The organism is Psychrobacter sp. M17(2026), assembly GCF_055699815.1.
The window spans coordinates 74548-87108 of the sequence record NZ_CM146741.1 but is presented as its reverse complement, the minus strand read 5'-3'; the positions used below and the strand labels follow the sequence as shown (position 1 = coordinate 87108).

13 protein-coding genes are annotated in these 12561 nt (G+C 43.8%); 10 read left to right on the top strand and 3 right to left on the bottom strand.

The genetic code is table 11. The features are described 5' to 3' along the window. Nucleotides 1-7 precede the first annotated feature (7 nt). The 6 genes from ACR63T_RS00355 (at nt 8) to xerD (ending at nt 4567) form a co-directional block, all read left to right on the top strand. Entirely contained in the window at nt 8-709 is a 702-nt protein-coding gene (locus ACR63T_RS00355; RefSeq protein WP_201571335.1) for an IS1 family transposase, read from the top strand. 247 nt (nt 710-956) lie between these two features. Then, the gene (gene ruvX / locus ACR63T_RS00350; protein WP_201573643.1) at nt 957-1376 is read left to right on the top strand and encodes a Holliday junction resolvase RuvX; all 420 of its coding nucleotides are present in this window, start codon (nt 957-959) and stop codon (nt 1374-1376) included. A gap of 101 nt (nt 1377-1477) precedes the next feature. Continuing rightward, nucleotides 1478-1945: a hypothetical protein gene (locus ACR63T_RS00345; protein ID WP_305899272.1), complete on the top strand. Its 468-nt coding sequence runs from the start codon at nt 1478-1480 to the stop codon at nt 1943-1945. A gap of 57 nt (nt 1946-2002) precedes the next feature. After that, entirely contained in the window at nt 2003-2344 is a 342-nt protein-coding gene (gene tusA, locus ACR63T_RS00340) for a sulfurtransferase TusA (protein WP_305899271.1), read from the top strand. Nucleotides 2345-2400: 56 nt separating this feature from the next. After that, nucleotides 2401-3639: a methyltransferase gene (locus tag ACR63T_RS00335; RefSeq protein WP_472784394.1), complete on the top strand. Its 1239-nt coding sequence runs from the start codon at nt 2401-2403 to the stop codon at nt 3637-3639. Continuing rightward, nucleotides 3629-4567 carry a site-specific tyrosine recombinase XerD gene (gene xerD, locus ACR63T_RS00330; RefSeq protein WP_472784393.1) on the top strand — a complete coding sequence of 313 codons (939 nt, stop codon included), beginning with the start codon at nt 3629-3631 and terminating at the stop codon, nt 4565-4567. Before ACR63T_RS00335 ends, xerD begins: the two co-directional genes overlap by 11 nt. Before the next feature lie 273 nt (nt 4568-4840). On the opposite strand, the gene ACR63T_RS00325 is transcribed toward xerD, so the two are convergent. Continuing rightward, complete coding sequence (locus ACR63T_RS00325) at nt 4841-5713, bottom strand: hypothetical protein (protein ID WP_472784392.1); 873 nt, start codon at nt 5711-5713, stop codon at nt 4841-4843. Nucleotides 5714-6140: 427 nt separating this feature from the next. Between ACR63T_RS00325 and ACR63T_RS00320 the strand changes: the two genes are divergently transcribed. After that, nucleotides 6141-6584 (top strand): MgtC/SapB family protein, encoded by a 444-nt coding sequence (locus ACR63T_RS00320; RefSeq protein WP_472784391.1) that lies wholly within the window; start codon nt 6141-6143, stop codon nt 6582-6584. Nucleotides 6585-6651: 67 nt separating this feature from the next. Next, nucleotides 6652-7260, top strand: a complete 609-nt coding sequence (locus tag ACR63T_RS00315; protein ID WP_305899265.1) for a class I SAM-dependent methyltransferase — start codon at nt 6652-6654, stop codon at nt 7258-7260. A 99-nt stretch (nt 7261-7359) separates the two neighbouring features. On the opposite strand, the gene ACR63T_RS00310 is transcribed toward ACR63T_RS00315, so the two are convergent. Next, complete coding sequence (locus ACR63T_RS00310) at nt 7360-8580, bottom strand: LptF/LptG family permease (protein ID WP_472784390.1); 1221 nt, start codon at nt 8578-8580, stop codon at nt 7360-7362. Further along, nucleotides 8580-9836: an LPS export ABC transporter permease LptF gene (locus tag ACR63T_RS00305; RefSeq protein WP_472784389.1), complete on the bottom strand. Its 1257-nt coding sequence runs from the start codon at nt 9834-9836 to the stop codon at nt 8580-8582. Before ACR63T_RS00305 ends, ACR63T_RS00310 begins: the two co-directional genes overlap by 1 nt. 309 nt (nt 9837-10145) lie before the next feature. Between ACR63T_RS00305 and ACR63T_RS00300 the strand changes: the two genes are divergently transcribed. Both ACR63T_RS00300 and ACR63T_RS00295 read left to right on the top strand, forming a co-directional pair. Then, complete coding sequence (locus ACR63T_RS00300; RefSeq protein WP_472784388.1) at nt 10146-10751, top strand: cysteine hydrolase family protein; 606 nt, start codon at nt 10146-10148, stop codon at nt 10749-10751. 163 nt (nt 10752-10914) lie between these two features. Continuing rightward, nucleotides 10915-12558 (top strand): leucyl aminopeptidase, encoded by a 1644-nt coding sequence (locus ACR63T_RS00295; protein ID WP_472784387.1) that lies wholly within the window; start codon nt 10915-10917, stop codon nt 12556-12558. Nucleotides 12559-12561: the final 3 nt, after the last annotated feature.

Genomic DNA, 12561 nt, shown 5'->3' with positions numbered 1-12561 from the left:
TGAGGTTATGAAGACACAAATAGATATCAGCTGCCCCGACTGTCACAGTCCCAGTTTAAAGAAAAATGGCAAAAAAAGCTATGGTAAGCAAAACTACCAATGCAAAGCCTGCAAGCGTCAGTTCATTGGCGATCATGCCTTAACTTATAACGGCTGTCACTCTAGAATAGAAGATAAAATACGGCTAATGACAGTGAGAGGCTGTGGCATTAGAGACATTGCTATTATAGCCTCAGTTAGCATTGGTAAAGTGCTAAGTACCATAGGCTCATCCGTATATAAGATTGCGCCTAAGCAGAGCTACTATGAACGCTTAGAAGTTGATGAGTTCTGGACTTACGTGTACCGTAAGAAACGTAAAGTCTGGCTGATTTATGCTTATGACCGTGCTACCAATGAGATTGTCGCTTATGTCTGGGGCAAACGTGATTTGAGAACGGCTAAGAAGCTAAGAGCACGTCTAAATCAGCTCAAAGTCAGCTATGACTCTATTAGTATGGACAACTGGGATAGCTTTTTGACGGCTTTTAAATCAGATCATAAGCGAGTTGGCAAACAGCATACGGTAGGTATAGAAGGCAATAACTGTCGCTTGAGACACCGGTTACGTCGAGCCGTTAGAAAAACCTGCTGCTTCTCGAAAAAGCTTGATAATCACTTTAAGGTATTCGATCTGGTGTTCTTCTATGTCAATTATGGCTACGTCTGATGCCAGCATACTTTTTAGAACACCACCGATTATCTTAGTAGCGATATTGGCCATGCCTAATAACTTTGCTAATACGCTTAGTTTAAATCCTCTCTACTTTAGATGAATAGTAAAAATATAGGACTGCTCATTGAATAGCCCAGATAACAACACGCCCATAGAACTTGAAGAAACGGTCGATCTAAGGGTCGATGTCTCCGCTCTCAAGCCCCATTTGGTCTTGGGTTTGGATTATGGGGTCAAAAAGATGGGGATGGCGCTGGGTAATACCATGACTCAGACGGCGCGAGCTTTTGATATTTTGATTATGAATAATGGGCAGCCCGACTGGGACAATCTACTAGGTATCATCAAGGTTTGGGGCGTGACCCAAGTGATTGTTGGCTTGCCGTTAAATATGGACGGTAGTAGCTCTATGCTCTCCAAACGTGCGCATAAATTTGCTCGTCGCCTAGCCCATCGCCTAGTTGAACAGCATCAAGCTGTGGTCGTCAAAATGTGTGATGAGCGCTTAACTTCGGTAGGCGCACGTGAGATTGCGTGGGAGCAAGGCTGGATACAGCACGAGCGCGATCCTATTGATGATATCTCTGCCTGTATTTTGCTATCGACTTATTTTACTGATCCTAATAGCGCTATGGCGATTGATACTATCAAAGCGGATTAATAGGCAAAGCGGATTAATAGGCTTACAGATATTATTAAGACTCCATGATTTCTTACTTTAAATAAAGATCCTTATTTCAAATAGATAAAGCGCTGATCATTATGACTACTGTCTCAGAGCAAGTAACTCAGCATGGCTTTCCCCCGATTGCCATTGCACGTATAAAAGGTGCGCAGCGTGCTAATACCCTAGCGGTCTATTTGCTCTATGCGGCGATTATTGCGTTTATGGTGTTCGGTACTATCGCTAGTATCAAGATGTTCCATGATAGCGCTCTGTTATATCGGTTGTTTTTTAACCTACCCTATGTGTTGATTGCGCTGACTATTCCTATGACCCTCTACGATGCTTTTATTATCTATCGCTATCGGCTCGCTCAATCATCGATGGTTATTATGTGTATTGGCGTATCATCAATAGTATTGATTGGTGGCCTAATATTTGCCGATACAGCATGGCTAGGACTATCCTGCTGGCTTGGCGTCGCGTTCTTTTTTAGAGTCAGCTTCAAGCGCTTTTTTGACTTTTTAGCGCGACAAGATGAGCCTGAAAATGATGAAGCGCTTTAGCAGCATTTAAAACCTAAAACCTTTTATAAATTTATTTAATTATCTGTAATTTAAAATATGACTACTTTAACTTCAAATACTATCGTCAATCATCACTTAGATACTCAAGGACTGATCTGTCCTGAGCCGGTCATGATGCTACACAAGACTATCCGCCGCGCTGATAGCGGTGATATTATCGAGGTGCTAGCGACAGACCCTGCGACCACTCGCGATATTCCTAATTTTTGTCGTCACTTAGGCCATGAGTTATTAACGCAAGAAACTGTCGCTGAAAATGTAACCTTAAGCGTAGATCCTGACGAGATAACTATAGATAGTGACATTGTTAATAATGGGAATGACGAGCAAGCAAGCGTTACTCTATATCGTTATTTAGTTAAGAAAAAATCTGCTTAATGGCGGATAACCATTTATGTTTTTCTATTACAAAACTTTTATAAAAGGTCAATGACGTGCTCACAGTAGAAAAGCAATATGTAGAATGGACTGAAAGTAAAAACGGCAGCGATACTTTGCACAATAATACTTTGCATAAGGCGCGCTGGTTGTCATCAGGTGATCAAGCAGCGCCTGCACATATCGAAGTGATTGACGACAGCACAAGCGCAGACAAAGCCTATCGTCTAGCCTGTGCAGGCACCTCACTGTTATATCGTGGCGACTTCCATAATGCCCGTCAACTTCTGCAAGCTATGACTCGCCGTGTCGAGCGTGGTGAGCAGCGCAAGAGTGATAAAGCCGCTAGCAAATCTAAAAACACTATCAGTAATCCTGCCGATGACGCCTCATTACCAGCTAAAGTAATTCCCAACTTATTTCATCAGCAGCGCCAAGCCCAAGCTCAGCGCTCGCGAATATTGGGCCGTTTATTACTAGAGCTGGATGCCAATTATGTCAGTCACCTACGCCGTGCGCCTGATGTCAGTGCAGCTTGTAAAGCAGCATTTGGAGAAATGAGCGAATCCTGCTTGCTATCCCTCCGTGATCTGCAAGGGGCGTTAGGGTCAGCGCAGTGGCGCGAAAAAGGCGTACCCATTGCAAGCTTAGGGCTGTCGATTTATCCGCATTATGGGGTGTTTGCACCGACCCGTCATGAGTATGTACAGCTATTGCTCGATGCACCGCTGCCTGCTAATTGTAATATCGCTTATGATATTGGTACGGGTACAGGGCTATTGGCGATTATCTTAGCTCAGCGCGGTGTGCAAAACGTCATCGCGACCGACTTGAACCCGCAAGCTATAGCCTGTGCGCAAGATAATTTTACGCGTCAAGAGCTATCTAATATACAGCTCCAGCAAGCGGATATGTTTCCGATAGACGCGCCACTAGCCAATTTGATTATTTGTAATCCACCTTGGTTACCTGCCAAACCAACCTCACCACTTGAATATGCGGTGTATGATGAGAAAAGTAAGATGCTTCGCGGGTTTTTGCAAGGTACAAAACAGCACTTAGCTGAGCAGGGTGAGCTTTGGTTGATAATGTCGGACTTAGCAGAACATCTACAATTGCGCAGCCGTGATGAGCTATTAGACTGGATTGCCAATGCTGGGCTAACCATAAAATACCGCTTAGATACCCAGCCTAAACATGGTCGTAGCCAAGATGAGACTGATCCGTTATATGCTGCGAGGAGTAGCGAGATTACTTCGTTGTGGTGTCTAGTTGGCGCTTCAGATGAGCCGTGATCGCGCCGTACAACAACGTCAACCCAAGGCGCTAGCCGTCGATGACGAGCCAACTTATATCACTGAATTTCGTCAGGCGATGCTCGCTCGTGGTCTTGCGACTCGTACCCGTAACGCTTATGTGCGTGATTTGCGCTCCTGTGAGCTGACCAATACCAAAGCACTAACTCAATGGCAAGCTGATGACGTGCTGCACTGCCTATCTCTACTTGCTCAAGACGATAAGACGCCACGTACTCAGGCACGTATGCTCTCAAGCCTACGTCAATTCTATCTATGGATGATCGCTAGCAATCTGCGCGAAGACAACCCTTGTGAGCAGATCAAATCACCAAAGCTAGGTCGTCCCCTACCCAAAGATTTAAGCGAGGGCGACGTCGATAATCTACTTGCCGCCCCTGATACGAGCACAGCGCTTGGTCTACGTGATAAGGCGATGCTAGAAGTGCTGTATGCTTGCGGTCTACGGGTCAGCGAGCTGATTAATTTAGCGCTTGAACAAGTCAATCTAAATGCAGGTTGGCTACAAATCACGGGCAAAGGTAATAAAACCCGTCTTGTGCCATTAGGGGAATACGCGGCGGACGCGTTAGAGGATTACCTAAACCACGCTCGTGGTGATCTAATCGCTCATTTGAAGTCTGGCAACTGCCAAGCGGTGTTTTTGACTGCGCAAGGTGGCTATATGACGCGGCAGAACTTTTGGTATCTACTAAAAAAATACGCTAAAGTTGCCAGTATTGATAAAGACTTATCACCGCATACGCTACGTCATGCCTTTGCTACGCATCTGCTCAATCATGGGGCGGACTTACGTAGTGTGCAACTCTTGCTTGGGCATAGTGATTTATCAACGACGCAAATTTATACCCATGTGGCGACGGCTAGATTGCAGAAATTACATGCTGAGCATCATCCGCGTGGTTGAGAGCCGTTAAAACGAAGCACTGCTTCGTTAGGCTCGCAAGAGGAAATTCCTTAAAGGGAATTTTCTGAATGGTATTATTAAAATGTTGGTTAATTTTTATATCGTAGGGTGGGTTAGCCAAAGCGTAACCCACCGAATTTATATCTACAATATTTTGAACTAAAATCAATGCGAATTTGATTTTGTTTGAGTCAAAAACTATAAAGTGTATTTCATATAGAACCTTTACTTTACATTTTATTCGGTGCGCTGAGCGCATCCCAATGAAGCTAATTACCGCTTTATAGTGGATGTTGTTTCATAAGCTTTTTTTATCGGATCAAAACTCATAATGTAGCTATTGTTGATAAATTTAGGACGCTCAGGATCATCAGGAGGTATGCCTTTATAAGTTAACATAATTGGATAGTAGGCGGTGTTCTCAGCCATTACTGTCACAACTCCTTCATAGTCATAATGCAAGGGTGAATCATAATCATGTGCACCGTTATTATCTGAACCAGCATCGCCTAATGCATAAGTATTAATAAAATCATTTTCAGGTAGATGTAGTACTGCCCATGAGTCTGTCGTATAACCTTGACGCATATATCCACTCTTGAATATGCTACCTACTAAATTTTCACCTAAACGCTCTAAAATCCCATGAATATCAAGGTCATTGTTTTGAAGGTTCATTGAGCCATAATTACTTGAAAACTCTACGCTCTCTGATGTCCTGCTTACTAATTGAAACCGTAGATCATTTAGTTTTTTAAAACTGTATAAATCTGCTTTTGAGCCGCAAGATTCACAGTATTCTAATGAGTTATCATTAACAAACACTTTTTCAATGGTCACTAAATAACGTTGTTCACCATCCGCGCTATAATAAAGCTCTATAGGGTGCATTAAAGCTACTATTTTATATGCTGTACTATTATCATGACCTAAACCAATGTTTGGTAATGAATCAATATACGTGTCATCTGCAAAAGTAGGAGTCATCTGACCGCTGTAAAACTGACGCATAACTTCTCTAAAGCTCAGGTCTTTGAGCTTAACCTGCGCCATTTGATTAGCAGAAAAAGCAGGGATGGCAGCCATAACAGGCGTTGCTGATACAGCTCCTAAACTAAGCGCCAAACTAAGTACAAACTTCTTCATATGAAAATCCAGTTAAAATATAAATTATTGTGATTTGTAGGCTGAACTTTTAGCTAAGCAGATTGTTAGTCAAGCTAGAAAGATAACATCGTACTATATTACAAACAAAATTTTACTTTATCTATAAATTTCAAGCTAACCGCTGTATCCTGCTGGGTTAAAAACCCAGCCTACAGCCGATCATTAAACTTGATTTATCGTATAGAGCAGCACTCATTCGGCGGGTTACGCTTGGGCTAACCCACCCTACAGCCAGCTAACAACTCCACTAGGCTAAAAGCCTATTAACCTTTTCATAATTAGAATCAATCACAAACCACTATCAATCCATAACTGAAAACTCACATTGTTATCGCTACAATACTATTTAAATAGCTTTAAAGTTGTATTACTTATTTAAATTCACTTTTGCATAACGGAGTGAGCTATGTTTGAATTAGATATCGATATGGCGTTGATGAAGTATCACTTTTTTCAACTATGCATTGCCTTTATATTGTCACTACCCATCGCGCTCAATCGTGAGATGAAGGACAATGGTGCGGGTCTACGAACGTTCCCTTTGGTGGCTATTGCCTCCTGCGCCTTTATGCTAGTCGGTCGAGATATCTACAATGAGGGCGATGCCGAAGCGCGTATTATGTACGGTATTATCACAGGTATGGGCTTTATCGGTGGTGGTGCTATTTTCACAAGTGGTGGCAGTGTTAAAGGGACTGCCACAGCAGCAGGACTATGGAATACCGCTGCCATTGGTATCTCAGTCGCTTATAGCCGCTATGAGATTGCCATCATCTTATCTGTCGTTAGCTTTTTGATCCTACAGTTCTCAGAGCCTTTTAAAGCAAAAAATAAGATGAAAGATGAGTAATGAGCTGAAACTTTATTAAATTCTCGTTACAATATCATCATTAATTATTCATATCATAGAGAACTCCATGAAACATAGACCACCTGCTGAATTATTAGAAAAAGCCAAACACTGGCGTGAAGATATTAACTTTCAAGCGAATGTGCTGGGTCAACCTTTTGACTTTGCCACTACGTGGGGTATTTTTTCTCCGCAAAAGCTCGATGACGGTAGCCTCATGCTGCTTGATTATGTCGACTTTCAGACGGACGATGACTCGATAGATTTGGGCTGTGGCTATGGTGTACTTGGTATGGCAGCGGCGCGCGAATGTCCAAATGGTCAGCACACCTTAATTGATAAAGACTTTATGGCAGTAGAATATGCTCGCCTGAACTGTGAGAAAAATGGTCTGCATAATGTCGATGTGCATTTATCAAACGGCTTTAATCATGTGGCGGCAGATAAAGACTTTAGCCTTGTGATGTCGAACTTGCCTGCTAAAGTCGGCAAAGAGCAGCACTATTTATACTTCTTAGATGCTTATGCGCGGATGCGTCAAGGTGGACGTTTTTACGTGGTGACCATCAATGGCTTACGTCAATTTATGAAGCGCTCGTTTACCGAGGTGTTTGGGAATAGCGAAAAGGTCAAGCAAGGCAAAACTTATACTATTACCATGGCGACCAAAGAATAATCTTGCAAAACCCATCAGCAAAAAGCACGCTTAACGTTGAGTTATAGCGTGCTTTTTAGTTGTATTTCGCTGAGCTTAAGTTTTTACCAAAACAACCGTCTACATTTGCCGTTTTAGTAAGTATATTCCCAGTATTGTACTGGCGATAATGGGCAGTATCACCATAAGCATCGGCGAAAATCCAGTCGCCAAGGAAATAAACCCAACCAAGTCTTGCAGGTAGCTAAATAGCAAGCCGAATAGTAGCGCGACGACAATACGTAAACCTAAGCTATGAGTGCGTAGCGAGCCGAAGACGAATGAGCAGGCAACGATAACTAGCGATAAAATTGAGAGTGGTGATAACAACTTTTGCCAAAAGGCCAGCTCATGAGTCAATGAGCGCTGCTCTTGCGCGCGCATAAGCTGACGATGATCATATAGCTGAGTCAGCGATAGATCTTCAGCCTCACGGGTCAATAGATAGACCGACTCAGGTGCAAAAGGTAAGCTTAGTGTGTCTGATAGTGACTTGGCTTGACTGGCTTCAAACCCTTGGTTGATACTCAGCTTGGTGATATTATTGAGTTGCCACTCATAGCGGTACTGGGCAGACTGGGCCGAGGTATTATTATCCGCATCAATAGCGACGCGCCTTTTATAGTTGCCGCCTTCAGCACGGATAGCAGTTTGCAGATTGCCGTCATTATCTAAGTGCCAGCGTTTTACTTCACCGATATTGCCTTGTACATCTGCATAATTGATATAGAGAATATCGCTGCCATTGGGCTGCGCACTACCACTAGTGTTATCGGTGCTATTATTCGCATCGTTGCCAGCACTAGTAGTAAAACTTGGCTGCACGGTCCAGTAGCCGCGCACTGTGGTAATCGATACGTCGCGCTCGTCGCTATTGATTTCGTGTGCCAATTGATTGCTGGTAGGTAATACGAATTGGTTAATCACTAAGGCTAAAAGCACAAATACCAGCGCAGGCTGTAGTACCCAACCGACGATACGATACACACTAATACCAGCGGCGCGCATGACCACCAGCTCGCTCTTATTAGCTAATAATCCTAATCCAATAACCGCGCCTAATAAAGCACCTGTCGGGATAAATTCTTCTAAAAAATAGGGCGAGCGATATAGGATGTATTTGAGAGCGTCCGCCATCGTATAGCTATCATCTAGTGAGTCCAGTTCAGATAAATAAGAGAAAACAATTTGTAGCGCCCACAGTCCTAGTATCGCCGCGATAATGGCTAGTAGGGCGTTTTTTTTCACGTAACGACTGAGCACTTTTAGAGTGGTGGATTGGGTATTAACAGGAGAGCGCACTAATAGTTCCCTCCGTTTGAATGATCGGTTGTTAGAGAGGGCTCAGTACCCTCTCGTCGTACCCGTAATCGATGTCCTATACGGCTGCTCCAATTCATATATAGTGCCAACGCCATAAACCCTACGATCAGCCAAGCATAAGCCCAAACGCTAACACTGCCTTGACCCACTGCGTTTTTGAGCGAAATAATGCCTAATGCACAGCTGACAAATAATAATACTGAGGGGAATAAGCGTAGCCAGCGCCCTTGACGAGGCCTTACTTGAGATAAAGGTACAGCTAGCATCGGCGCGATGATCATCAGCCAAGGCAGCGCAAATCGATAACCCAGCTCACCTTGCGCGGCCCGCATAGCACTAGTACTATTAACTGACGCGCTACCTGTAGCAGCTTGCCATAAAGGGCCAATAGCTTGGGTTTCGGTATTATCCTCAGTCACTATCTCTTTAGAGGACTCAGTTAAGGTAATCCGATAACGATCAAAGCCAATTTGATTATACTTTAGACTGCCTGCGCCGACTTCATAGCGTCGACCCTGAAACAGATCCAACTGCGTGATACCGCCAGCACCGTTATCAACTTGCTCAGCACGCTTGGCAAGAGTGATGGTGTCTTTAGTAATGGCTTGATCGCTGTTGTCGATAGTAGTCGTCAACTCTTGCGGCATCTCAGTATTAGCCAGTTGCCTTGCCAGCTCAGCATCATCACTGCTAAGCGGTTCTTCATTTTCAACCGTCTCTTTGGTCTGAATTAAGACTACATCTTGCAGCTGTTTTTTGTCGTCGCTCAAGCTACCGACATACAGATGGTAATTGCCACTACTGACAAACTCATTAGGACGAATAAGATCAAAAGCACTACTCAAAGCTTGCTGCTGCCAGATAGTTTCTGAGGAGCGCACGCCCCAAGGCTTAGCGACTACCGATAAGGCGGCTTCGCCTACGAACAGCGCCAAAATCAATGGGGTCATCAACCGTGCAAGTTTACCGCGTGAGACCCCACTACCATTGATAACGGCCATTTCTTGATCGACATACAATCGCCCAAACACTAGCATTAAGGCGATAAAAAACGCTAACGGCAGGATAAGCTCTAAAAAGTAAGGTAGATTATAGCCAATAATGCTAAACAATAAGCTGATATCCAAATTACCTTCAGCGGCGATGCCAAAATAACGTATCAGACGTCCGCCAAGCATCATTACGACCAAAAACCCCAATACCAAAACGGTGGTCGAGGCAACTTGATTGGTCATATAACGGCGTAATATCACGATAAGGACTCTTAATAAAAAGCTTAGGGTAACAGCATTAATAACGTAGCTGAGCGTCTGTCGAACCAACTAAATGATGCAAGCTATGCTTGTGGATATGGCATTCAGGCATAGCCGCTAATGCTACCATGTTTTTGTAAAAAATGACGGTAAAATGTGTTTGAATACATTACAGTACTCTGTACTGTAGCGCATTTAAAACGGTTTGTGTGTTGTTGGTATCAAGCACTGATAAGCGGCTCATTAGTTGTTAGAATCTATCTTTACCTCACACACCATCTGGAGAACACTATGTCTAGTCCTGCAACTCTACTTGAATTGGCTGGCGGCCAGTATAATAAGCTTGATTGGTCAAACTGCGCTGTGGTACTGATTGATTTTCAGAATGAATATGTCAATGGTAAAATGCCATTAGGCGCAGCTGGTACTAAAGCCACTGCCAATGCGCGTTTGCTGTTAGATAAAGCTAGAGATAACAACACGCCTATTTTTCATATCGCCCATCATGGTGAAGACAAGGGTAATATTTTTGATCCTTTGTCAGACAAAGTTACTATAGTGGACAGCTTGCAACCATTAGATAGTGAAAAAACCATTACTAAGATGCATCCTAATGCCTTCTATGATACTCCGTTACAAGCGCTTATCGAAGCTACTGGCAAGTCGCAAATTGTCTTTGCTGGGTTTATGAGTCATATGTGTGTCAGCTCAAGCGTAAGATCTGCCTTTGATTTAGGCTTTGAGAATTTTGTTTGTCATGATGCTTGTGCTACTCGCAACTTGCCTAGTGCTCAAGGCGAAACGCTGGCCGCCAACGTAATACACGATACGGCTATGGCTGCATTGCAAGATAGATTTGCCGCTTTGATGTCGACTGATACCGCAATCAACGGCTAACAAGCTGATGTTTAGCTATAATTGCCAAAGTAGCCAGCAAACCTAGCCAAAATCATTAACCCTCGCTGACGGTGCGCTGCTATTTTGATATGCTACACTGCCATCACATCACTGCCCAATTGATTCAATAATCACTCTAACAAGCTTACAAGGACAACCCTATATGAATATTAAGCTCACCCAACAGTTACCAAAAACCCATACTCAAAAAATACTCAAAAAAGAAGCTAAGGATAAAGACTCAGCCTGCTTAGTGGTGCTAGTCGATAACAATAAAAATATCTTAGCAGAGTCTGTATTAACCGACTATCAAGAGCGTATCGAGCAATTGATCGATGTGTCGCATTTTACAGGTAAAGCTTGCGAGACAGTAGCCGATTATGCGTTAGCAGGTGACAAAAAAACCACTAAGCAAAATCCGCTGCAATTATTGCTAGTAGGTGTGGGTAATGTCGATAAACTAAATAATGCGACGCTACAAAAAATTGCTAAGACGATTTATAGTGCCACACAAAAGCGCGTTAGCTCAATTACTGTAGCGCTAAATGACAGCTTAGAGGAAAACGAATTCGGTCAATTCGCACTGAATTTATTAGCAGCGACTTATCGTTTCGATAAGTACAAGTCTAAGCAAAACACCCCTGTATTGACTGATATCTATCTATTGGCTGATGTTACTTTGCAGCCAGCGCTAGACTTTGCTGAGTCAGTATTTGCAGGTCAAAGCCTAACTCGTGATGTGGCTAATGAGCCAGGCAACATCTGCTTCCCGGCGTACATGGCAGAGCAAGCACAAGAGCTTGCCAAAGCGCATTCTGATGTATTAAAAGTCACCGTACTTGGCGAGGCAGAAATGGCAGCGCTTGGGATGAATTGCTTCTTATCCGTGTCACAAGGCTCGACCCGCGAGGGCCAGCTGGTCACCATGGAATATCAAGGCAAATCAAAGTTCGGTGCTAAGACGACTAGTAGCGCAGCAAAAGTTAGCGGTGGCCTAAAAGCCATAGCCGATAAATTGCCATTAAAAGGCGCTGGTAAAAAAGCGGATAAAGCTACCGATCAAGCTATTCAAGCGGTCAATGATGATGCGCCTATTGTGTTGGTTGGTAAAGGCGTTACCTTTGATTCAGGTGGTATCTCAATCAAGCCAGGCGCGGCTATGGATGAGATGAAGTTTGATATGGGTGGTTCTGCTGCAGTACTCGGTACGCTAAAAGCGCTATGCGAATCACGTCTACCTATCAATGTCGTCGGCGCATTGGCTTGTGCTGAAAATATGCCATCAGGGGAAGCCACGCGTCCTGGCGATATCATCAGAGCGATGAACGGCAAATCGGTCGAAATCCTCAATACAGACGCTGAAGGTCGCCTAGTACTATGCGACACGCTTTGCTACGTACAGCAGTACTATCAGCCAAAAGCGATCATCGATGTAGCAACGCTAACAGGTGCTTGCGTCGTCGCGCTTGGTCATGTGCGCTCAGCCGTATTCAGTAACGATGAAGATGTGTTGTTTGGCTTAGAAAACGCTAGTAATCAGTCTGGTGATCTCGTTTGGCACATGCCGTTGGATGATGAGTATCAGTCGTTGATTGATTCGCCTATTGCTGATATACAGAACATCGGTGGCAAAGGCGCAGGCGCTGTCACTGCCGCTTGCTTCTTATCGCGCTTTATAGAGGAAGGTCAAGCGTGGGCGCATTTGGATATCGCTGGTACGGCGTGGATCTCAGGTAAAGACAAAGCCGCTACAGGTCGTCCGGTGCCGCTATTTATGCAGTATCTAAAGAATGCTTCAATAGCGTAATAG